17 protein-coding genes are annotated in these 23,511 nt (G+C 63.1%); 12 read left to right on the plus strand and 5 right to left on the minus strand.

The features are described from left to right. The first annotated feature begins 70 nt into the window (after positions 1–70). Complete coding sequence (locus tag PLANPX_RS00900; RefSeq protein WP_152096910.1) at positions 71–526, plus strand: YiiD C-terminal domain-containing protein; 456 nt, start codon at positions 71–73, stop codon at positions 524–526. Between the two features lie 223 nt (positions 527–749). On the opposite strand, the gene glp is transcribed toward PLANPX_RS00900, so the two are convergent. Both glp and PLANPX_RS00910 read right to left on the minus strand, forming a co-directional pair. Continuing rightward, positions 750–1,955: a gephyrin-like molybdotransferase Glp gene (gene glp, locus PLANPX_RS00905; protein ID WP_152096911.1), complete on the minus strand. Its 1,206-nt coding sequence runs from the start codon at positions 1,953–1,955 to the stop codon at positions 750–752. A gap of 89 nt (positions 1,956–2,044) precedes the next feature. Beyond that, complete coding sequence (locus PLANPX_RS00910; protein WP_152101749.1) at positions 2,045–2,626, minus strand: anthranilate synthase component II; 582 nt, start codon at positions 2,624–2,626, stop codon at positions 2,045–2,047. 210 nt (positions 2,627–2,836) lie between these two features. On the opposite strand from PLANPX_RS00910, the gene PLANPX_RS00915 reads away from it, so the two are divergent. Beyond that, positions 2,837–3,211: a fluoride efflux transporter FluC gene (locus PLANPX_RS00915; protein ID WP_152096912.1), complete on the plus strand. Its 375-nt coding sequence runs from the start codon at positions 2,837–2,839 to the stop codon at positions 3,209–3,211. 142 nt (positions 3,212–3,353) lie between these two features. On the opposite strand, the gene PLANPX_RS00920 is transcribed toward PLANPX_RS00915, so the two are convergent. Continuing rightward, positions 3,354–3,665, minus strand: a complete 312-nt coding sequence (locus PLANPX_RS00920; protein WP_152096913.1) for a (2Fe-2S)-binding protein — start codon at positions 3,663–3,665, stop codon at positions 3,354–3,356. 473 nt (positions 3,666–4,138) lie between these two features. Between PLANPX_RS00920 and PLANPX_RS00925 the strand changes: the two genes are divergently transcribed. The 6 genes from PLANPX_RS00925 (at position 4,139) to PLANPX_RS00950 (ending at position 14,940) form a co-directional block, all read left to right on the plus strand. Further along, on the plus strand, positions 4,139–6,817 hold the full coding sequence (locus PLANPX_RS00925; RefSeq protein WP_152096914.1) for a hypothetical protein: 2,679 nt from the start codon (positions 4,139–4,141) through the stop codon (positions 6,815–6,817). Between the two features lie 340 nt (positions 6,818–7,157). Then, positions 7,158–7,877, plus strand: coding sequence for an FHA domain-containing protein (locus PLANPX_RS00930; protein WP_232536272.1), 720 nt, complete (start codon positions 7,158–7,160; stop codon positions 7,875–7,877). 330 nt (positions 7,878–8,207) lie between these two features. Further along, entirely contained in the window at positions 8,208–9,584 is a 1,377-nt protein-coding gene (locus tag PLANPX_RS00935) for a vanadium-dependent haloperoxidase (protein WP_172991776.1), read from the plus strand. Positions 9,585–9,786: 202 nt separating this feature from the next. Further along, positions 9,787–13,395, plus strand: coding sequence for a DNA polymerase III subunit alpha (gene dnaE, locus PLANPX_RS00940; RefSeq protein ID WP_152096916.1), 3,609 nt, complete (start codon positions 9,787–9,789; stop codon positions 13,393–13,395). Between the two features lie 113 nt (positions 13,396–13,508). Next, on the plus strand, positions 13,509–13,823 hold the full coding sequence (locus tag PLANPX_RS00945) for a thioredoxin family protein (protein ID WP_152096917.1): 315 nt from the start codon (positions 13,509–13,511) through the stop codon (positions 13,821–13,823). Between the two features lie 148 nt (positions 13,824–13,971). Next, positions 13,972–14,940, plus strand: a complete 969-nt coding sequence (locus PLANPX_RS00950; protein WP_152101751.1) for a UDP-glucuronic acid decarboxylase family protein — start codon at positions 13,972–13,974, stop codon at positions 14,938–14,940. Here PLANPX_RS00950 and PLANPX_RS00955 read toward each other — a convergent pair. Further along, a complete protein-coding gene (locus PLANPX_RS00955) occupies positions 14,937–15,437 on the minus strand; it encodes a VanZ family protein (RefSeq protein ID WP_152096918.1) in 501 nt (166 codons plus the stop codon). The genes PLANPX_RS00950 and PLANPX_RS00955 overlap by 4 nt on opposite strands. A gap of 78 nt (positions 15,438–15,515) precedes the next feature. Here PLANPX_RS00955 and tadA point away from each other — a divergent pair, with 78 nt between their 5' ends. The 3 genes from tadA (at position 15,516) to PLANPX_RS00970 (ending at position 19,074) form a co-directional block, all read left to right on the plus strand. After that, positions 15,516–15,977 (plus strand): tRNA adenosine(34) deaminase TadA, encoded by a 462-nt coding sequence (gene tadA / locus PLANPX_RS00960; protein WP_152096919.1) that lies wholly within the window; start codon positions 15,516–15,518, stop codon positions 15,975–15,977. 287 nt (positions 15,978–16,264) lie between these two features. Next, complete coding sequence (locus PLANPX_RS00965; protein ID WP_152096920.1) at positions 16,265–16,852, plus strand: hypothetical protein; 588 nt, start codon at positions 16,265–16,267, stop codon at positions 16,850–16,852. 236 nt (positions 16,853–17,088) lie between these two features. Continuing rightward, positions 17,089–19,074, plus strand: coding sequence for a BBP7 family outer membrane beta-barrel protein (locus PLANPX_RS00970; RefSeq protein ID WP_152096921.1), 1,986 nt, complete (start codon positions 17,089–17,091; stop codon positions 19,072–19,074). Positions 19,075–19,164: 90 nt separating this feature from the next. On the opposite strand, the gene PLANPX_RS00975 is transcribed toward PLANPX_RS00970, so the two are convergent. Then, the gene (locus PLANPX_RS00975) at positions 19,165–19,992 is read right to left on the minus strand and encodes a hypothetical protein (protein ID WP_152096922.1); all 828 of its coding nucleotides are present in this window, start codon (positions 19,990–19,992) and stop codon (positions 19,165–19,167) included. A gap of 361 nt (positions 19,993–20,353) precedes the next feature. Between PLANPX_RS00975 and PLANPX_RS00980 the strand changes: the two genes are divergently transcribed. Continuing rightward, complete coding sequence (locus PLANPX_RS00980) at positions 20,354–23,032, plus strand: DUF11 domain-containing protein (protein WP_152096923.1); 2,679 nt, start codon at positions 20,354–20,356, stop codon at positions 23,030–23,032. The last annotated feature ends 479 nt before the right edge of the window (positions 23,033–23,511 follow it).

Raw genomic sequence — 23,511 nt, forward strand, 5'->3', positions numbered from 1 at the left:
TTCGGACTCGTTTGTCGGCGGCTTGGAGAGCGTCGCGGCCGAGCCGCCTTTGCCTGCCGGAAGAGGCCCGATGCACGCCGCCGCTCTGCTTGAACTGCAACAGACGCTCCAAAGCGAGATGCCGATCTGCACGCCGATGGGAATCCGCCCCATCTCGTGGGACGGCTGTCAGCTGGCGATGGAAATGCCGCTCGCCCCGAACCGCAATCACCAGTACTCCGCGTTCGCCGGCAGCATCAACGCCCTCCTGACGATCGTCGGCTGGGGCACCGTCTTTCTGCTGCTGCATCACGAAGGTCGCACCGGCAACGTCGTCATTCGCCGCAGCCAGATTCGCTACCTCCGCCCGGTGCGCGACGAGATGATCATCGCCCGCGGGTTGCCGATCGATCCCAGCGGCCTTGAATTCTTCTACGAGTTCCTCCGCAGCAAGGGGCACTCGAAGATCGACATCGCCACCGAGATCGCCGACGCCGACGGCCCGCTCGCCTCGTTCCAAGGCTCCTACGTCGTGCAGAAAAAGTAGCCGCGGGTCAACGAGTCTTCTGCCGCGAGTACCCGGGCCGCCGGAGCGAACTGCAAATCGCTAACTACTAAGGCACGACGGGCACGAAGACACGCAAAGATCGCGACAATAGACAAGTAAGCGATCGTGTCAGCCGGTTGGATTCAAATTCCTTCTTTGCGATTTCTGCGTCTCTTCGCGGCAACTCCCTCGATCACCGCTCCGGCCGGTCGTTGACCGGCGGCTACAGCGGGATCGCGTCGACTGCATCGCCGTGGACGAGTTGATAGTCGCCGGCCGGAAACGCGGCGAGGTGCGTGGCCCGCGTGAGCGTCGCCAGGTCGGCGGAGCCGCGCCAATTGAGTGGCTCAAGATGCAGCACGCCCCCCTCAGTCGGCGCATTCACCTTGCAAGGATGGTAGGTCGGCCGCTTGCCGCGGTGCTCGAACGGCATCGCCAGCACGGCGCGCTGCGTGGCGGCTGGTTCAAACGGCGCTCCGGCGAGCGCGCGCAGCGCCGGTAGCACGAACAGTTGGTACGACACGAACGTGCTCACCGGATTCCCCGGCAGCCCGAACACCAGCGTCCGCCGTCCCTCGGCGTGCCGCACGCCAAAGTAGAGGGGCTTGCCGGGTTTGATGCGAACTTGATGGAACTGCTCCTCGACGCCCAGCTCGGCGAGAATGCCGGGGACGAGATCTTTCACGCCTGCCGAAACGCCGCCGCTTACCAGCAGCACGTCGCTGGCGAGCCCTTGGTTAATTCGCGTCCGCAGGTCGTCGGGGTCGTCGCAGCCGACGCCGAGGTCGACCGCCGTCGCTCCCGCCGCGGCGACGGCGGCGAGCAGCATCGGCCCGTTGCTGTTGCGGATCTGCCCCGGGCCGAGCGGTTCGTGCGCGGCGACCAACTCGTCGCCGGTCGGCAACACGGCGACGCGCGGCCGCGGCGTGACCATCACCTCGGCCTGGCCAATTTCGGCGAGCAATGCGATATCGAGCGGCCCTAGCCGCTTGCCCGCTTCGAGCACGACCTGCCCGGCGTGAAACGACGAACCACGCCGCAGAATGCAGGAGCCTGGCTTGATGCCGGCAGCCGGGTTGCGAATCACATCGTCGCCCGTCAGTTCGCAATCTTCCCATTTAACGACAGCGCTGGCGCCCGCGGGAACGGGGGCGCCGGTCATCACGCGGATCGTGTGGCCATGCGAAACCGCCTTCGACGGCACGTGGCCCGCGGTGACGAGTTCAATCTCCCGTAGCGTCGCGGAGGCGTCGCTCACGTCGATCGCGTAACCGTCGACCATCGACTTATCGAACGGCGGCGAATCGACGCCGCTCGCAACCGACTCGGCGAGCCGCAGGTAGAGTAGCTCGGCTAGCGGAGTCCGCACGCTCGGCAGCGACGTCACGCAGCGACGGATATGGTCGAGAGCTTCGTCAACGGAGATCATCTTTTTAGCCCTGGGCTCCGCCCGGGGGTCGCGTGACCTTGGGGCAACGCTGTGCGGAATAGAAGCCGACCCCCTGGCGGAGCCAGGGGCTAGACGGCGAGGAACGAGCGCAGGATATCGTACCCAGCGTGCGTGAGAAAGCTTTCCGGATGAAACTGCACGCCGAACAGTGGCAGCTTCTTGTGCGCGACCGCCATGATCTCGCGGCCCCCTTCGGGGTTGTCGCTCCACGCGGTGACTTCGAACTCATCCGGCAGCGTTTCCGGTTTGATCACCAAACTGTGATACCGCGTCGCCTGAAACGGATTGTCGAGTCCCGCGAACAGCCCGCGGCCGTTGTGGTGGATCATGTCGACCTTGCCATGCATCAACCGATCAGCGCGGACGATGCTCGCCCCGTAGGCTTGGCCGATCGATTGGTGCCCGAGGCAAACGCCCAAGAGCGGCAGCTTGCCGGCGAGCTTCTGCACGCACTCCACCGAGACGCCCGCCTCGTTCGGCGTGCACGGTCCCGGCGAGATGATCAGCCGCTCGGGCTTCAGCTTCAAGATTTCATCGACAGTGATTTCGTCGTTGCGATGAACGCTGATTTCAACCGTCGGATCGATCTCCCCCAACCGTTGGACGAGGTTGTAGGTGAACGAGTCGTAATTATCGATGATTTCGATCATGGCGGGCTGGCGAGTGGTGGGTGGCATGGTCTCGGAGATACTCCGTACTGGCCATGCGGCGCCCGTTGGACGCTAAATTCAAGTTTAATCGGCCGGCCTGGAGGGGGACAGCCAGCCACGGCAGCGGGTTCGCTGCGGTTGGGCCGCCGTTGACCTGTCGCCTGCGGCGTGGTCGAGTAGCGGCGATTCAGCAAATGCCGAGGTTTTCCCATGCAGCAGATTTTTGCCGTCGCCGTGGCGGGCGCCCTCGGGTGCCTCTGTCGCTACGGCGCCAACGTCGCCTGCGTCCGCTGGTTCGCGGCGCCCCTTTTCTACTCCACGCTCGCGGTGAACGTCGTGGGAGCGTTTCTGCTGGGGCTCGTTGCGGGCTTGCCGTTCATGCAGCATCCTGTGCTCGCGACCGGCGCGGCCGTCGGGTTCCTCGGCGGGCTGACGACTTTTTCGACGTTTAGTCTCGAAACGTTGCGGCTGTGGGAACTGCAGTCGTTCGCCGCCGCAGGGTTGAACATCGCGGCGAATGTGGTGCTGGCGCTCTTCGCGGTGAAGCTCGGGCTGATGACGGCCGAGTGGTTTAGTTCGACCTGAGCGTCGAACGCTCCTCGCACCCTAGTCTCGGGCTCCGCCCGGGGGTTGCGCACCATACCGTTGGAACGTCGCCACTACTTCACGCCGACCCCCGGGCAGAGCCCGGGGCTAGAACGCGGGCGGCACTAACACGCGAAAGAAACTACTCCGCGTCGATCGGCGTGGCGCCGGCAGGCGGCACGCCGCCGCCCGCACGAACATAGTCGCCGCGCGAGTGGGCGTAATCGGCCGCGGAAGGAAGGTCGTCGCCAGCAGGTTGAGGCGTTCCCCCCTGCCCCGCTTGAGCTTTTTCGAACAGCCGCTGCAAGAACGGTCGGCACCATCCGCACCCGGTGCCGGCGCCAAAGCACTCGGCCATTTGCCCCGCGCGACGAGGCCGCTCGATGCGAATGAAATTCTCCACCTTCCGCCGGGTAACGTGAAAGCAGAGGCAAAGTTCATCGTCGGGTTGCATTAAAGTACCTCTCGCCTCACGCGAAGGCCTGGCCAGATTATCGCTTGTGGGAGGCGTCTCCGACGCCGATGACGGTCACCACTACGAGCGGTTGCAGCAGTTCAACGCTGCTTCGGGGGCGGAGACCCCTCCCACAGGTTTGTTTGCCACAGCTCACGCGGAGCGTTCGAACGAGGTTGTAGGCCGCAAAGTTTGCCTGGCTTCGCGCAGTGTAACGATTCCGCCAGCTAGCATCATGCGCGAGACCCCCAGTTGCGGCAATCTCCACGCAAGCCGCACGGCATTGCCGACCGATCATTAGGACGTGCAGCTTTCGCGGCCGGGGGGCCATGTCATGCGCTTCCCCGACGGCGGAGATTCAACTCGTTACTTCGCCAGGGCGGAGAGCGAGCGGCAGGGAGGCCGGTATCGATATGCAGTGGAAACGGCGACGCCCGCGGTGGCCCTATTTGGTTGCCCTGGGAAGCCTCTTCTTGTTGACGCTGTTGGCGCCCTGGTTGTGGCATCGCGGCCGCGCTGCGCGCCTTCGCGCCGTTGCCGAACCCGAAACGCTCGCCAAGAGCGACGTCGCCGCCCCGCCAAAGAAGCCCGCCAAGCCTGTTGCGCTAATCTACCCGACCGTCCCCGAGCTGGCCGCCCCCTCGGCGCCCGAGCCGGAACTTTCCGGCCCGATGGTCTTCGCCGACGATTACGACTATGTCGCCGTCGACGAGCCGCTGGTCGAAACCCGCGTCTCCGACGCCGAAGTCGCCGCGGCTGAACCGTTCAGCCTCCGCGGTAAGAATCAGAGCATCCTCACCCGCAGCGGAGCCCCTGCCGCGACGACGATCTTCAGCGAACAATCGCTGGTGAAGGTTCGCGACGCCATCTTGGCGATGGTCGAGCAGGCCCGCCAAGCGCAGGCCCAGCAAGCCCAAGCCGCCGCAGCGCCGCCCGCCGAAGCGAACTCGCTGATCATCTCCAGCCCGATGCGGGTCGTGGTCGAAAGCGAGAACGACCGTCTGGCGATGATTCCGCCGAGCGAGATGCGCATCGCCGGCGAATCGAGCCTGATGGCTCAGGCGAATCCGACCCAACCGCGCGTTGCGGTGGCGCCAGCCTCCAAGCCGGCCCTCGAGCACCGCCCGACCGCGCTCATCGCCCAACTCGAACAGCTCTCGGTCGGCTCGCCTGCTTCGCCGTGGGCGCAGCACGTCCTGGCGCGTATCGAACAACTCACCGATGTCCCCTCGCCGGCTGGCCACGACTGGCAGCCAACGATCGTCGAACTCCGCCAACTCGCCGCACACGGCTACAACGAAGCGATCGCGGTTAAAAACCCTGCCGACCAATCATCGTGGGTCCGAGCGAGTCGTTCGCTCGAACGCCGCCTGCCAGTCTGGACATTGCTAGTCGATCGGCAGTTCATGGGCGAGCAAGCCTTCCTTCGCGGCCAAACGGTCGGCGATAACTCCGGCTTGCCGCAAGCAGTCAGCGATGTCGCCGCGCTCACCGATGGTTCCGAAGCGGGCGCCACTTGGCGGACTTACCTCCGCATTGATGACGTCGCCGGTCTGATGAGCATCGGCGGCGCCGATCATGCTGAACTCCGCCGGGCCGTCGCCCGCGACGTGCTCGTGCGCATCGATGATCCGTGGCTGACCGTCGCTCAGCGTCAATTCCTCGCTCAGCCGCCAGTGATAAATCTAGCGACCGAGCTACGCCCCTGGGCCAGCGGCGAGGTTTCGGTCGATACGCTCGCCGCGTTCATCGAACGCTACGAAGCGACTGGCGCCCGGAAAGACGCCGATGCTATCGCTGAACTCCGCATGCGGATGAAGTGGTCGGCCGACTCGCGGCTGCAAGCCCTCGCCGACGACCTCAACCGCAACTATCGCAACGCCAACATGCGCGTGGCGTTTTCGGCGGACTTGATGAACCGGATGATCCCGCCGCAAGAAACGAAAACCGAGCCGGTCCGCAGCCGGATCGTCGGCGCCGAGGTCCGCGGCCGATCGGAAACCGATACGCAAGTGCAAGTTCGCCTGATTCCCGATCCCGCCGTATGGCGCATCGGCCTTGAGGCGACCGGCAACATCAACTCGCATACTGTCTCGGAAACGTGGCCGGCGCGCGTCCGCAATCGCAGCCAGATGGAGTACGAGGCCCGCAAGTTGATCATGATCAACCGGTTCGGCCTCCACACCTGGCCGGCGGAAGCGCAGGCCGATGGTCGTACCAGCCTCGTCGGCGTCGACAGCGGCTTCAGTGCGGTGCCGATTCTCGGCTCGATCGTCGAGAACGTCGCTCGTGAGCAACACCAGCAAAATCGTGGTCAAGCCGTTGCGCAGGTGAAGAGCCGCGTGAAGCAAGAAGCCCGCGATCGCATGGATGCCGAGACCGATCCGAAGCTCGCCAGCTTCGAAACTCGGTTCCGCGAACATGTGCTGGAACCGATGAACCGGTTCGCCATCGCCGCCGAGCCGGTCGACATGAGCACCACCGAAGATCGGCTGCAAGCGCGGCTTCGCTTTGCCACCGAGCAGCACCTCGGCGCCCACACGCCGCGGCCTTCGGCGCCTTCCGACAGCGTGGCTAGCTTCCAACTCCACGAGTCGGCTTTCAACAACGCGCTCCGCGGCTTGGAACTCGACGGCAAGCGGATGACGGTGCTCGAACTCCACAACTCGCTCGCCGAGAAGATTCATCGCCGCGCCGACGACGCCCCGGCCGATCTGCCTCGCGGCGCCAAAGTCGAGTTCGCCAAAGACGACGCGGTCCGCATCATCTGCCACGGCGATCGCATCGAGTTGATTCTGAACATCGTCGAGCTTCGCAACGGTCGCGACAGCATCCGCGGCGTCGGCGTCCACGCCTTCTTTCGGCCGGTGGTCGATGGACTCGAGCTGAAGCTCGTTCGCGACGGTTCACTGCAGTTCAACGGCGCCCACCTGCGGACCGGCCCGCGGATGGTGCTCCACAGCGTCTTCGGCAAGCTGCTGCCCAAGGACCAAGAGCTGCCGGTCCTCGCGGCCAAGCTGAACCAAGATCCGCGCTTCGCGGGATTGATGGTGACGCAACTCGTGATCGACGACGGCTGGGTCGCCGTGTCGATCGGCCCGGCGCACCCTCACCGCACCGCCTGGCGAACCCGCACCGTCGACCTCAAGTAGCGACGCCCCAGTAGCCGCCGGTCAACGACCGGCCGGGAGTGACCCTCGAAAGACACGACCCCTGCTGGCGTCAGATCAGGCAACGCCTTTTATCACCGCTCCGGCCGGTCGTTGACCGGCGGCTGAGTGCGGTTCACCGCTCCCAGTTTGGGAATAAAAGTTGCCCCTCAAACCGGCCGAGCGGCTGCGGAGCCGCTTGGGAAGAGCCTCTGTCGATACGTTTTCCCTGAATAATTGGGACGACTGGCCCCCTTCCCCGGTTTTGCTTGCCGCTTGATTAGCGGCGTGCTATAAGCGCTAATGAGGGCCGGCTGCCGTCAATTGGCAGCCGAGCGACCAAATGGGAACATCAGTGAGAGCAGAGGCGGCGCCGCCGGCGGCAATGACACGCGTGACGTTACGGGTGCTCGACGGCGCCGACCGAGGTCAGATCTTCGAAGAACTCGAAGCTCCGGTCACGATTGGTCGCGAAGAAGGCAACTCCGTTCAGCTCAACGACGAGCGGATCAGCCGCTTCCACATCAAGATCCAAGAGGATCAGGGAAAGCTGGTTCTCACTGATCTCGAAAGCACCAACGGCACCCGGGTCAACGGCGAAGATACCCAGCTGCGAATTCTGAAGTTTGGCGACGTGATTTCCGTCGGCCGCTCCGTCATGCTGTTCGGCACGCGGGACCAGATCTCCCAACGGCTCGAAGAGCTCCGTAACGACGGCATCAGCGAGACCAGCGAACTGCTGGCCGAAGAACTCGCCAAGCGGGTCGATTCGAAATCGCTCAGCTTCGAACTTCAGATCGGCGCCTCTGAAGATTTGCAGAGCACGCTCCATATTCCGTCGCCGCCCGATCTGCCGGCTCAACTCAGCCCCGGGCAGGCGGCGCAAGTTTCCGAGATTCTTGAATATCTCCACTTGCGCACGCGGCAACTGGTGCAGACTGCCGCGATCGACGAGCAGCAGGCCAAGGCGGCGATTCCGCTCGTGCAGTGGCAGGAATTACTCGACGTCCAATCGCAACTGGCAGAATACCTGCGGCTGATTGGCGATCCTGAGGCCAGCTAGGTTGCTTAGTTTGCTGGTATTGCTTGCGCAATCCCTGTTTCTTGACATAGGGTGGCGCACGCGGGATCATGCACGCCGATGGTCCGTCCTCTGGGCGGGCGTGCCCCCCTTTCTTTGCCGGTGACGCTGATCGGTTGAACCTGGCTTCTTGAGAACTTGCCGTTGTTGAGGTCGTGCGTTCGTCGCCGACCCGATTTCTTGACGGCGCTACGGCGGACCCTTGCTGATTTGGGGGTCAACCCGACCAAGCACTCTGCTCGCGCACGTCGTGTGAATACGCGCGGGATCCTCGCCTCAAGTCGTCAGGTCGCTGCATGGATGAACCTCACGATGAAACTTCGACGATTGCTGGCGGCTGCGTGCTTGTTCATTGGCACGGCGGCTTCGGATGTTCGCGGCGACGAAATTCTCGATTGGAACGCCACCATTCGGCAGGTGATCCAGGCGAACGCGACACATGCGAATCCTGGTTGGTCGACTCGCGCGATGGCGATGACCAACGGGGCGATGTACGACGTGATGATGGGCTTCGAGCGGACGCATCAGCCGTTCAAGCACGACGCACCGGCGCCGGCGGGGGCTTCGCAGCAGGCGGCGCTCGCACAGGCGGCTTACCAGACGCTGATGTTCGCTTACCCGGGCCAGCAGCCGATCCTCGATGCGGCGATTGCCGCAAAGCTCGCTGCGATTCCCGATAGTCCCGCGAAGGCCGCTGGCGTCGCCTACGGCAATCAAACGGCGCAGGCCTACATCAATTGGCGGACCGGCGACAACGCCGACGTCACCTACCCCTATACGCCTGGAACCGCGCCGGGCGAGTGGCGGCCCGATCCGCTCCACCCGAACCAATCGGCGTGGGGCCCTGGCTGGGGAACCGTGGCCCCGTTCGCAATTCCTAACAGCGATTACTTTCCGCTCGATCCGCCGCCGGCGCTCGACAGCGCCGAGTATGCCGCGGCGTTCAATCAGGTAAAGGAACTAGGCGCTCTCAACAGTGTGACGCGCACCGCCGACCAGACCGACATGGCGATCTTCTGGGCCTACGACCGCCAATCGATGGGCCCGCCGCCAGTGTTGTTCGATCGCAACCTGCAAGACATCGCACTGACGATGGGCAACACCGAGCGAGAGAACGCCCGCCTCTTCGCCATCGCGTCGGTGGCGATGGCCGACGCCGCGACGGCGGCGTGGGACGCGAAGTTCACCGACAACTTTTGGCGGCCGATCACCGCGATCCGCGAAGGCGACGCGGACGGCAACGCCGCGACTGAGGCAGCCGTCGATTGGAAGCCGCTCGGCGCGCCAGGCGCCAACGTCAACGATTGGTCCGACGACTTTACGCCCCCCTTCCCTGCCTGGCCGTCGGGGCATGCTTCGATGGGAGGCGCGCTGTTCGAAGTCCTCCGCGACTTCTACGGCACTGATGATGTGGACTACGTGTTGAACTCCGCCGAATCGATGCCGTCGGGCCTGAACACGCGGTCGTTCACGTCGTTCTCGCAAGCGGAGTGGGAGAACGGCATGAGCCGCATCTACCTCGGCGTCCACTGGATCTTCGACGCCGAGGATGGCATCACGCTCGGCAACAATATCGCCGATTGGGTCGGCGCCAACATGTTCCAAGCAGTGCCCGAACCCGGGGCAGCAACAATGCTAACAATGGCGCTGGCAGCGACGACGTTATCGACCCGCCGTCGAGCCAAGTAGCCGCGGGTCAACGACCCGCCGGAGCAGCGCTCAAATGGAGAATGCTGAATGGGGAATGGGGGCAGAGAATGCCAATTTTCCCCATTCAGCCTTCCCCATTCGGCATTGTTTTTCGCCCCGCTCCGGCGGCTCGTTGAGCCGCGGCTGCCTGCGGCGGTACAATGGCTTCCCGTTCTTCGCTTGAGACTGCAGGAGGCTCCCTTTGTCCGCACCGTCGTTCGTCCATCTTCATTGCCATAGCCATTACAGCCTCCTCGACGGCGCCAGCCCGATCAAAGGGCTCGTCAATCGGGCCAAAGAGCTGGGGATGAACGCCCTCGCGCTCACTGACCACGGCAATCTCTACGGGGCGCTCGAGTTCTACAAAGCGTCAAAGGAAGCGGGCATCAATCCGGTGCTTGGCTACGAAGCCTACGTCGCCCCCGGCAGCCGGTTCAACAAGGGGGGCGGACTCACCAGCAAGGAAGCGACCTACCACCTCACGCTGCTCGCGAAGAACAAAACGGGCTTCCAGAACCTCGTGAAGATGGCGAGTCGCGCCTATCTCGAGGGCTTCTATCACAAGCCTCGCATCGATCGCGCGCTCCTCGAAGAATTTTCCGAAGGGATCATCTGCCTCAGCGGTTGCGTCAGCGGCGAGTTCAGCCGCGCGCTGCTCGCCAGCAGCTCCGGCAAAGTCGGCGGCGGACTCGTTGAAGAGCAAATCGAAAAGGCCCGCGGCATTGCTTCGTGGTTCCATAACGTTTTCGGCGATCGCTACTTCATCGAGATCCAGGACAACGGCCTGGAGATTCAGCGGCTCGCCAAAGAGGCGGCCATCGAAGTTGCCAACCGCATGGGCCTGCCGCTCGTGGCCACCAGCGACGCCCACTACGTGCGGCAAGACGACGCCGTCGCGCAAGACGTGCTCCTCTGCATCAACACGGGCAAGTTCCGCACCGACACGAATCGCATGAAGATGGAGGGAGACCAGTTCTTCCTTCGCAGTGCGGACGAAATGTTTGCCGCGCTTTCCGATCAGTCGGAAGCCCTCGCCCGTTCGCAGCAGATCGCCGACTCGGTCGACATCGACCTTGAACTCGGCAAGCGGTACTTCCCGACGTTCGAAGTTCCCAAAGAAACCAACTCGCAAGATTATCTGCGGCAACTCGTCCTCGACGGTCTGAAAGAGCGTTACGCCAACAAGCCCGAGCGCTGGGCGGTCGCAGGCCAGCTCTCGCAAGTCGTGATGGACCGCGTCGACCGTGAACTCGGCGTCATCAACAAGCTCGGCTTCTACGATTACTTCCTCATCGTGTGGGACTTCGTTCGCTTCGCCGTCGAAAGCGACATCCCCTGCACGGCGAGAGGTTCGGGCGTCGGTTCGCTCGTCTGCTACGCGCTGAAACTGAGTCACGTCTGCCCGCTCGACTACGACTTGCTGTTCGAGCGGTTCCTCGACGAAAGTCGACTTGAGGCGCCCGATATCGACATCGACTTCTGCAAGGAACGCCGCAGCGAAGTCATCGACTACGTCAAACGGAAGTACGGCGACGCCAACGTGGCGCAGATTGGCACGTTCGGCACGCTCGCCGCGCGGGCCGCGATCCGCGACGTCGGCCGTACGCTCGGCATGCCGATTTTCCGCGTCGACCAGGTCGTCGGCATGGTGCCCGACCAGCTCGGCATTTCGATCAAGAAAGCGCTCGAAACGAGCGACGAGCTTAAGAAGACCTACGACGGCGATCACGAAGTTCGCGAGCTGATCGATCTCGCGCAAAAGATCGAAGGCCTCGCCCGCAACGTCGGCACCCATGCCGCGGCGGTGGTGATCGCGGCGCGGCCGGTCGACGAGTTCGTCCCGCTGCAGCACGTGAAAGGCAAGACCGACGTCATCACCCAATGGGCGATGGGCGACGTCGAAGCGGCCGGCCTGCTAAAGATGGACTTCCTCGGCCTCCGCAACCTGACGATCCTCGCGAGCAGCGTGAAGTTGATCGAAAAAGCCCGCGGCGTGCGGATCGATCCGTACGCCTTCCCGCTCGACGACAAGCCGACCTTCCAGTTGCTCTGTCGCGGCGAAACGAAGGGCATCTTCCAGCTCGAATCCGGCGGCATTCGCGACTTGCTTCAGCGGATGAAGCCCGACCACTTCCGCGACATCATCGCCACGAATGCCCTCTATCGCCCAGGTCCGCTCGAAGGCGGCATGGTCGATCAGTACATCGAGGTGAAGCATGGCCGCAAGCCGGCCGAGTATCCGCACGAGGTGACCGAAGAGATTCTCGCCGAAACGCACGGCGTGATGGTCTACCAAGAACAGGTCATGCGGATTCTCAACAAGCTGGGCGGCATCCAGCTCTCCAACGCATACACCTGCATTAAGGCGATCAGCAAGAAAAAGCTGCCGATGATCGCCAAGTACAAACAAGAGTTCATCGACGGCGCCAAGTCGCTCGGCCTCGATACGAAGAAGTCGGATGAACTCTTCAGCATGATCGAGAAGTTCGCCGGCTACGGTTTTAACAAGAGCCATTCGACCGCGTACGCACTCATCGCGTACATGACGGCGTACCTGAAGGCGCACTATCCGGTCGAGTTCATGGCGGCGCTATTGTCGTGCGATATCTCCGGCCGCAATTTCAAGAGCAAGGATCCGCTCGTCGAACATATCGAAGATTGTCGGCGGATGAACATCGACGTGCTGCCGCCAAACGTGAACCAGGGCGATCCCGAGTTTACTGTCGAGGATGGCAAGATCATCTTCGGCCTCAGCGCAATCAAGTCATGTGGCGGCGCCGCGGCGGAAGGGATCGCCGCCGAGCGGAAGAAGAACGGCCCCTACACGAGCATTTTCGATTTTTGCGAACGGGTCGACGGCTCGCTTTGCAATCGTGCGGCGATCGAATCGCTCATCAAGGCGGGCGCCTTCGACAAGCTCGGCGGCCACCGCGCCCAGTACATGGCAGTGCTCGACAAGGCGCTGCAAGCCGGGGCGTCAATCGCTGCGGACCGTAAGGCGGGACAAAAGGGGTTCAGCTTTGACGATGACGACGAAGAAGAGCAAGCCGCGACGGTGGCGTCGCTCCCCGAAGTAAACGTCTGGACCGAGAAGGAGCAGCTCACACAAGAGAAGGAAGTGCTGGGTTACTATCTCTCCAGCCACCCGCTCGCGGAATTCGAGCAAACGCTCAAAACCTTCTGCACCCATTCGAGCAAAACGATCGGCGCCCTCGCTCACCGCGACGAGGTGCTGCTTGGCGGCATGATCGCGGCGATCAAGTTCTCGCACACGAAGAACCCGCGGCCCGGCAGCGTCAACACGAAGTACGCGATGTGGGATCTTGAGGACATGGACGGCATCACCCGCTGCATCCTCTGGCCCGAACAGTTCGCCATCTGCGGCGAGCATGTCGTCGCCGATGCGATCCTCGGCGTCCGCGGCAAGATCGATCGCCGTCCCGGCGCCGAAGAAGTGAACCTCATCGTCGACGAACTCATCCCGCTCAGCGAACTGTCGGAGCGCTACGCCACCGGCGTGATGATCCGCGTTCGCGAAGCCGAGCACGGCCAGCGCGGGCTGGAACAACTCCGCGAAATCCTCCGCGGCTATCCCGGCAATAAGAAGCTGAAGCTGCGGCTCGACCTCGCCGCCGGCGGGCAGGTGTGGCTCGACAGCAAATGGCCGGGGCTCGACCTTAATCCCGAGTTACGCGAGCGGGTCGAAGGCTTGCTCGGTCCCGGTAGCCTCGCACTGCAAGCGACGCGGCCAAAGATGCAAACGGGCGCCGAGCAAGGCCGCGGCCGGCAACGCCAACCAGCGCGGACGTAGCGGCGTAAAGAAGAGTAGCCACGAAGAGGCGCAAGATTCGCAAAGAAGAACGGCAGCAATCCTTTTTTGCGGCTTCTGTGCTTCTTCGCGGCTAAAAAATCGAGACAGTTACCATGGCAAACGACTACCTTAATCCCGGCCCCTCGCGTGAGGAAATCGACGCCGCTGCCGGCCTCGTGCTGCTCGAGTTCGGCGCCCCCTGGTGCGGGCACTGCCAAGGCGCCGCTCCCGCGGTCGCCGAAGCGATCGCTCAGTTTCCCGGCATCGAGCACGTCAAAGTCGAAGACGGCCCTGGTCGCCCGCTCGGTCGTTCGTTCCGCGTGAAGCTTTGGCCGACGCTGATCGGCCTCCGCGACGGGCAAGAAGTCGCTCGCAGCGTCCGTCCCGAGTCGGTCGAATCTGTACAGGAACTGCTCGGCCAGCTTTGAGTCCCGCCAACCAGGCCAGTTTTCGCGGCCATTCCAGCCCTAAACGGCGGAGCAGTCGTCCATTAAGATGGTGGCGTCGTCAGCGGAGCAATTCCGCCCGCTCGGCGCGCAGTCAACTCACCATCGAACAGCGTCCCCCTGCATGGCTCTGATTAAACGCATCCTCGTCACCGGCGGCGCCGGGTTTCTTGGCTCCCACCTCTGCGAACGCCTCGTCGGCGAAGGTCACGACGTTCTCTGCCTCGATAACTTCTTCACGAGCCAGAAGAGCAACGTCACTCACTTGCTCGCGAAGCCGAACTTCGAGCTGATCCGCCACGACGTCACAGTGCCGATCAACCTGGAAGTCGACGAGATCTACAACCTCGCCTGCCCCGCTGCGCCGGGCCACTACCAGTACAACCCGATCAAGACGATGAAGACGTCGGTGATCGGATCGATCAATATGCTCGGCATGGCCAAACGCTGCCGCGCGAAAATCTTGCAGGCGTCGACCAGCGAAGTCTACGGCGATCCTGAAATTCATCCGCAGGTCGAAAGCTACCGTGGCTCCGTCAATCCGATCGGTCCGCGGGCCTGTTACGACGAAGGCAAGCGCGCCGCCGAGACGCTGTTCGTCGACTATCACCGCATGAACAAAGTGAACGTCCGCATCGTGCGGATCTTCAACACCTACGGCCCGCGGATGCATCCGTACGACGGCCGCGTGGTATCGAACTTCATCCGCCAGGCGCTCGCCGGCGAAGACATCACGATCTTTGGCGACGGCGAGCAAACCCGCAGCTTCTGCTACCGCGACGATCTGATCGAAGGCTTCATCCGCATGATGGCGGCGCCCGACGACTTCATCGGCCCGGTGAACATCGGCAACCCGGGCGAGTTCACGATTCGCGAACTGGCGGAACTCGTGATCGAACTGACTGGCGCCAAATCGAAGCTCGTGCAACGCCCGTTGCCGGCCGATGACCCGACCCGCCGCCGTCCCGACATCACGCTGGCGAAAGCGAAGCTGAAGTGGGAGCCGAAGGTACCGCTCCGCGAAGGCTTGGCGGAGACGATCAAGTGGTTCAAGTCAATCAACATCGCCGACTACCGCGCGCCGACGCCGAACTACTAGTCCCGTTTATCGAGGTCTTCCTCGCTAACGCTGACGACCGCGAACAGCATCGGCCGGAAGAGTTGATAGAGAATAATGCCGCTGAGGACGCCCATCGCATCCGCGGCCCAGTCGTTCATATCGCACGTCCGCCCCACGGGGATTTGCGTCCATTCGTCGAAGGCGCCGTACACTACGCCCGCCAACCAGACGGCGAAGTAGTGCCGAGCGTGCAGTCGACCGATCGTCAATTCCCAGCCGGCGAGGATGCAGAGAGTTAAAACGAGGTAGCCGCCGAAGTGGGCCCACTTGTCGTTGAACGACGGGCCACTGTGGCCGACCGAAGGGATGTGCGTTCCGGCGAAGAGCAGCAGAAAGTAAAAGATCGCCAGCGTGCGAGCGCGCGACGCGATTCGACGGAACCGGCTCTCCCGCGGCGAGCGATCGTTCGGCGGAGGCGAGGAGTCGTGCATCTTGAAGTTGGCGAGCTGGGACAAGTCGCTGAGCGGGTTAGCCATTAGTTTAGTAGGCGAAGCAGCGAGCGGATAGGAAGCTCGCGGCGGCTGCCAAACAGTAGATGAAGCGTTGAGAGATTGATGGACGACGAACGTTACATGCAACTGGCGCTGGAGCAAGCTCTCGAGGCCGCCACCGCCGATGAAGCGCCGGTTGGCGCGATCATCGTGGCCGACGACCGCGTCATCGCGGTGGCGCGCAATGAACGCGAAGCCCTCCGCGATCCCACGGCACACGCCGAAATGATCGCCATCACGCAGGCCGCCGCCGCCCTCAGCAATTGGCGGTTGGAGAACTGTACCCTGTACGTGACGCTCGAGCCGTGTCCCATGTGCGCCGGCGCGATTGTCCAGGCCCGCATCCCACGCGTCGTCTTCGGCGCCCTCGACCCCAAAGGGGGAGCGGTACGCAGTTTGTATCGATTGTTGGAGGACGAGCGGTTGAACCACCGCGTCGCGGTCGTCGAAGGGGTGCTCCGCGAGCCGTGCGGGCAGGTACTGACCGACTTTTTTGCGGCGAAACGGCGGGCCAAGCGGCCGTAACCAGGCGGATCGCAGCGAATTCGCGAACGGCGACCGGCGGTTGCGATTGCAGCGACGGAAGCGGCGCCATACGCGGGAATTCGTCCCAAACCCAGCGAATTGGTCGCTGGGGCTCGGGGCGCCGGCGACTAGAGTGGAAGTTAGCCAGCCGGGGGACCGGGCCGATTGCTAGAAGTTTGTCCCCCCCGCAGGCTCCGCGTAGAATTGGAATCAACATTCCACTCGATCTTTTCTTGCCATGGACTGCCGATCGCCGGCAGCCGCCGTCGTTGCCGGGAGTATTCGCGATGAAGAAAATCATGATGGCTCTGACGCTCGTTGCCTGCGGCGCCCTCCAGGCCAATGCCCAGCAAAGCATGCCTAACTACGGCAAAGTTCAGTCGAGCGCGATGCGAGGAAGAACTTCCGCATCGAACTTCACGAGCAACCGCTTTCGCACCGGCGTCTACAATTCGGCTGTACCGCGATTTAATTACTCCAACGTGAACCGTAACTTGTTCCAGGGAGCGATGGCAACGCAGCCTAGCGCTGCTCGCTCGAAGCCCTTCTCGCAGGTGCAACGCGGACCCAACACGAGCCCTTACATGGGCCTCGTCGCCGACAATCCCTTCACCTCGACGACGACGAACTATTTCAAGAACGTCCGCCCGCAGATCGAACAGCAGCAGGCGAATGACAAGTTGATGGCTCAAAACATCAAGATGCAGCAGCAATTGCAGCAACTGGCCGCCAAGCCGCCGTACGATCCGACGGGCGATGAAGACCGCGCCCCCACTGGTCACTCGGCCGTCTTCCAAGAGCAGGGCGGAATGTACGGCAACCCCGGCGGTTACTACCAGCACGTCCCGATTCGCAGCGTTCGTCAGGGGCGGTGATCTTTTTTACTCACGCGAAGCCGGGCGCCAGCGAACGTTGGCGTCCGGCTTTTTTTATTCGCCGATCCGTTTGCTTGATCCGCCGTCGTTAAAAAATCTTAAAACTGCTCTTGGCGCAGTCTCTCCGACTCTGATAAAAGCCCCGCCGCTTTTCGCGCACTCTCCGTGCAGTCATTTATCCAACGATGCCGCGGGGCCGAACCTTGGCCTGGCGTCGCCTAAGGGATTGAACCCTCATGAATCAGGGAAGTCATTCCGCGCGCCGCGGCCGTTGGGCCGGGTGTTGCGGCTGGAGCGTTTTCGCTGCGCTGTGCGTTACGCTGACGGCTAGTTCCGCCAGTGCGCAATCGGCTGCGCCCCGTCGAACGGCGCGCGGCGGCGACCTGGCGGCGGGAGCGGCGATCGATTCGCTCTTCGATTCCGCCGCCGAAGGGAGCCGCTCCGACGCTCCCGTGAAAAAGGCGCTCAACGGCCAAACGAGCAAGGCTTCGGTCCGTCCGCAGTGGACGGCCCGGCTCGCTCGTAACCCGAAGCCTGACGACGGCAATCCGCCGTACGTGCTGATCGACCGCTACGGCGGCATTCAGCGCTACGTCGAGCCGACGCCGACGGTCAATCTCGATCACTACCTCGGGCAAACGATCACGGTCCGCCGTGATACGGGCCACACGCTGCTGGCAAGCCAACTCGAACTGCCGAAGGTCGCGCGCCCAGCCGGCGCCATCGTCGGCGGGAGCGGCGGCGACGTTCGCCTGGCCGCTGCCGAGATTCCGCTGGAAGCGACGCCGACGCTCGCCGACGCCCCTGAAGGCGCCGACGCTGCGAAGCCCGCGGTGGAAACGCTCCCCGATCCCATTCCCGATCCGCAAACGATGGTCGACGGCGACTCGGGCAACTGGGTCGACGAGCATGGCAACCCCGTCAACATGTCGGAAGGCGCCGATCCGCTCTACCTCGACGAAGGCGCCGGCCCGCACCTGCAAGGTTGTTCCACGTGCGGCAGCGCCGTCTGCCAGGCGCAAGGCGGCTGCGGGTATGGCTCGCGCCCCGTTCTGTACGTCCGCGGCGAATACCTCGCTTGGTGGACTGAAGGTATGGACCTGCCGCCGCTCGTCGTGCGCGGCGAGGTGGGCAACAACGGCACGCCGAGCGATCCAACTGATGACTTCTTCACGAATGCGTTCGTCGTCTATGGCAATCAAAGCGTTCTGGACGGCGTCCGCAGCGGCGGTCGCGTTCGCGTCGGGTATTGGCTAGACGACTATGGTCAAACCGCGATCGAAGGCGAGTATTTCGGCTTCGGCCAAATCGACGAAAAATTTACCGACGGAGGCAACGGCACCTTCCCCATCGTCGGGCGACCCTTTATCGACGCCACCACCGGTTATGACGCGGTCGAAGACGTTTCCTTCCCTGGCATCCGCGGAACCGTAGCGGTCGACATCGATAGCAAGTTCCAATCGGCAGGCATCGGCCTGCGTCGCAACCTCTGCTGTGCGAGCGGGAACACCTGCTGCGGCGATCCGGTCACGTGCGGCAGCCAAGTCGGCGGCTGCGGCGCCGGCGTTAGCAACGGCCCCTGCGCGACGCTCTTCGGCAAAGGAACGCGTCACACCGACGTCTACTTTGGCTTCCGCTGGGCGCAGCTGCAGGAAGGCCTCGCTGTTCAAGAGAATCTTGAAGTCATCGCCCCGTCGGTCGACGTCGGCACGACGTTCCAAGTGAACGATATCTTCCAGACGAGCAACGAGTTCGTCGGCGGCGAACTAGGCTTCATTTGGGATTGGGATTACCGTCGCTGGTCGCTCGAATTGTTGTCGAAGCTCGGCATTGGTTCGACCCGTCAGCGGGTGAACATCAACGGCTACACCGTGCGGACGGAACCAGGCGGCGCTCCGGAAACCGGCAGCGGCGGTTTGCTCGCTCAGGACAGCAACATCGGCCAGTATGAACGCAACGAACTGAGCGTCCTGCCGCAGTTGGGCATGACGCTCGGCTACAAGCTGACCGACCGGCTCAAGCTGACCGGCGGCTACACGTTCCTCTACTGGAGCAACGTCGTCCGCCCTGGCGATCAGATCGACCTCGAAGTCAACCCGGGCAATCTGCCGTTCGCGAATCCGCCTGATCCGGACGGACTGCCGGCTCGCCCGCAGTTCACCTATCGCCAGAACGATTTCTGGGCGCACGGATTGAGCGCGGGGCTTGAGTATCAGTGGTAGTCGGCTGCAGCTGACGCCCGACAAAGGAAGAACTTAGTCGCCACGGCGCGCCAGCAGACGCGCCGTGGCGATTGTCGTTGGGGAGCGGGGCTATTTGAGCCATGATTTGAACTCCGGCGTCACTTCGCCTTCCTTTGCCCAAATGGCCCATTGGTTGCCGTAGCGGTTGCGCGCCCACAGTACCCAGGCCCGCACAATCGCCTCGCGCACCGGCTTCTCGCCATCTTTGCCGACGGTTACGGGGCGGAGCTGCGGGACGCTCGGCACGCCGGCGGCTTCCAGCGCCGCTGCTTTGCGCTCGCAGGTGATGAGAAACTTCTGCAACCCCCACGTGTCGTTGTTCCAGCCTTCCGGCACGTAGTTGCTCGTCCAGTTGACGCCGCCCAGGTCTTTGAGCTGATCGCGGATCGTCTCGCCGGGCGCGACCTGCAAACGGGCCGTTGCCTGGACGTTGTCAAAGTACTCCTGCGGATGCGTGAGGATGAAGTCGCCGTTGGCGGGCGTGTGTTCGAACCAACTGTAGATTCCGATCCGCGTCTTCTCGCGTTTGGCTTGAGGGCGAATGGCTTCGAGCGCGTCGTGCAGTTCGCGATGCGCTTTGGCGATATCGTGCAGCGAGGCTTCGCGCGGATCGAGCGGCTGTCGCCGGTCGCCTGCCAGCACCGTCGGCTCGTAATCGAGCGCGACGATCTTTCCGCGATGCCCCAGCGCCTCGACTTCATACTTTGCGGGCGTCCAGGGATAGGCATGGTAGACGACCTCCACCGGGACGCTTCCCGGTACGTCTGCCAGCTGCCGGCCGATCGTCGCGTCGTAGCACTGTGCGATGCTATCAGCGGCGGCGGTCGCCAGTATGCTGAGCGCCAGAAACGCTAGCAGAAGCCGGCGGCTGCGATGGTTATTGACTGCACGGAGCACTCGTTGCCTCTCGCGTTGCTTGCTGAAGGTGATCGGTCTCCCTCCAGCCTACTCAAATTCGCTCGCGGTTTCGCCCGTGATGCACGCGGAGCGGCAGCAACTCGTTGGGAAACGGCCGCTTCGCGAGGCCGCGGAGGCGAGCGCCTGTCACGCTGCGTCCGCGCACGAAGTTGCAGTTTCTCGTGCAGCGACGCCTGTTTCTGCCGCTTCCGCATGCGCGGCCGACTGGGAGTGCTGGCGCGGTGCGCGGAAATCGTCCGTCTGTTGGGAATCTGTGCGGATTGTGTCGGCCTCTCTGGCCGATAACACACCAAAGTCGTCCTCCCTGGAATTCGCTGAACTCGTTGTTGAGGGTGCTCGCATGGCGCCATTCCGTTTCAGTCCGCAGTCGCTGTTCCGCAAGTTTGCCCCGGCTCGCGCTGCCAAGCCGCTCGCCAAGGGCCTTCGCCGCAAGCAGGGCTTCGGCTTCGAGTCGCTTGAATCGCGGCAGATGATGGCGGCCGACATGGCCGAAATCGTCGGCACCGTGCGGCTCGACGTGCAGAACGACGGCAACGCGGCGAATGACACGCTCGTCGCTGGGGCCACGGTTCAGCTCTACCGCGACAACGGCAACGGCACGTTCGACGCGAGCGACGTGGCCATCGGCGGCGTCGCGACGACCGACGCCTTCGGCCAATATCGTTTCAGCGGCCTCGGCGCCGGCAAGTACTTTGCCAAGCTGACGCTGCCCTCGGCTTACCAAACGAAGTCGGGCGGCGGGCTGCAAGAAATCAACATCACGGCCGACGAGTCGAACGGTACCATTGGCCAGACGATCGACGACTTCGAGTCGAACCAAATCGCCGGCGCCGCGCCTCCGCTGCCGTCGAGCGACAATTCAACGAAGGCCGACCCCGGCGTCATGGGCGGCGAGCGCGACCTGCACGTTGTTCTCACCGAAGGGACCGATATCTACTCGTCGGTCTCGCTGATCAGCGGCGGCGGCTTCTTGCGGCTCGCCAGCGGTAGCATGGTGAAGGGCAATGCCAAGGTCGTTTGGGACGGCCAAGACAATAGCGCCACCTCGCTCAACCCGACCGGTCTCGGCGGGCTCGACTTCCGGTCGTTCAACGGCAACACGATGACCGGCATCGTGCTGAAGGTGGGCGCCGATCATCCGAACAGCGTCGTCAAGCTGAAGGTTTACACGAACGCCGGCAAGTGGACCGAGTTCACCGCCACCGTGCCGGAAACGAACGGCGGCGCCGCAACGGCCCAACTCACGTTCAACTTCTCCGGCCCAGCCAGCAGCAGCTCGGGCGGCGGCGTCGATTGGAGCAACGTCGGCGCCATCGAGCTCACCTTCGAAGGCGTCACCGCCGTCGACGGCATGGTCTCGCTGGTCGGCGTCATCGGCCTCACGACGAAGACCGCCGACTTCACCGCTTACGAGCGGATCAACCTTGGCGATCGCGTCTGGAACGATGCGAACAACAACGGTACGCTCGACGGCAGCGAACAAGGGATCGGCAACGTCAAGCTGAACCTGTTCATCGACGCCGACAACAACAACCAATTCACGCCTGGCGTCGACACCTTCGTGGCGACGACGACGACCAACGGCACGGGCCATTACCAGTTCACCGATCTGCTGCCCGGCAAGTACATCGTGCAGGTCGACGCGGCGAACTTCGGCGCCGGCCAGGCTCTTGAAGGCCTCAAACCAAGCTCGGGCGTTGCGGCTGATCCCGACAACGGCGTCGACAACGATAACAACGGCGCCCTGCTCGCCGGCCAAGGAGTCGTCAGCCAGGGCCTGTCGCTGATCGCCGCCAACATGACGGTCGACTTCGGTTTCTTCGGCTTCGACCTGGTGCTCGACAAGTCGATCGATCAAACCAGCGCCTCGCCGACCGAGACGCTGGACTACACGGTTCGCATCGTCAACGACGGTCCCTCGACCGCGATGAACGTGTCGTTCCTCGATACGCTCCCCGATGGCGTGACCTACAAGTCGCTCACCATCGATAAGGCTGGCATCAGCCTCACGCACTCGAACGGCAAGATCACCGGCAACCTCGGCAACATGGCCGCGGGCGAGGTGATCATCATCAAGATCAAGGTCGACGTGAAGGCCAACGCCACCGGTTCGCTGCTCAATAAGGCCGAAGTCAGCGCCCCGAACGAAGAATACACGCTGAATAACAAGGACGAGGTCGAGATCCCGGTGATCCCGAAGATCGACCTCGCCATCGACAAGATCGATAGCCGCGATCCGGTTGCGCCGGGCGAAATCTTCTACTACACGGTGACGGTCACGAACAACGGTCCGTCGATCGCCACGGGCGTGAAGGTCGTCGACACGCTCCCAGCGAGCGGCGTGGCCTACATGTCGACGTCGCGGGCGTTGGAGTCGCACCTGGGGCGCGAGCTGACTTACAACCTCGGCACGATGGCGCCGGGCGACGTCGTCACGTTTACGATCTACGTGCAAGTGGATCAAGGGTTCAGCGGCACGCTGTTGAACGAGATCACGGTCGCGGGCAACGAGATCGAAATCACCTACGCCAATAACAAGGACACTGAGCCGACGGTCGTGAAGGTCGATCCGGCGAGCCTGAATGGCTACGTCTATGTCGACAAGAACAACAACGGCGTCAAGGAAGCGGGCGAGCAACCGATTGCCGGCGTGCTGATGACGCTTAACGGCATCGATATCTTCGGCACGTCGGTGTCGCGTACGACGTACACCAATGCGAGCGGTTACTACAGCTTCGACAATCTGACGCCTGGCACCTACAACGTCCTGCAGACGCAGCCGACGAAGTACAAGGACGGCAAGGATGCAGTAGGTAACACGTTCAATCAGCTCGGCGAAATGCTGATCGGTCAGAACGGCTTTTTGGGGCTTGATATGAATGATCAAGACACTGCCGACGCCGATTCCATCCAGCAGATCACGCTCAATGGCGGCCACGCGGCGAAGGACTACAACTTCGGCGAGCTCGCCGTCTCGACGAGCAAAGTCGATTTCATCCGTCCGATTTTCTACCGCTAAGCGGTTGATCGTCGGCGACAATTCGAAATGGCATGCGAGCCGCTCCATCGGGGGCGGCTCGCGGCGTTTTGAGACGGTGCTGCGTCCCTAGCCCCGGGCTCCGCCCGGGGGTGACGTGACGTTGGGGTGACCCTTGCCGGGGTGGAGACCGACCCCCGGGCGGAGCCCGGGGCTAGGCGTCGCGTCGCGTCGCCATGCGACGCGACGTCGATTTTAGGCGACACTAAGGCATTGCTCTAAAGTGTTGGTTTGAAACGCGTTGCGGCGAATCGTGCTTGTCGCGTGCTGTCGTGAGGCGACATTAAGGGGCTCCAGGCGACATCTAACTTGCCCGCTTGGGCGCCCGCTCGGCGCTGCAGGGTTCGTGAAGGCGGCGGGTTGTCAAAGATCGGCTCCGCGCGCGGCGTCGCCTCGGAGAGCTTCACCATAGCAAATTGGGGCTCGTTTGTCCGTTACGATTTTCGGCCACCCTGGCGGAT

Origin of the sequence: Lacipirellula parvula, from assembly GCF_009177095.1 — a bacterium.
GTDB classification, from domain to species: Bacteria; Planctomycetota; Planctomycetia; order Pirellulales; family Lacipirellulaceae; genus Lacipirellula; species Lacipirellula parvula.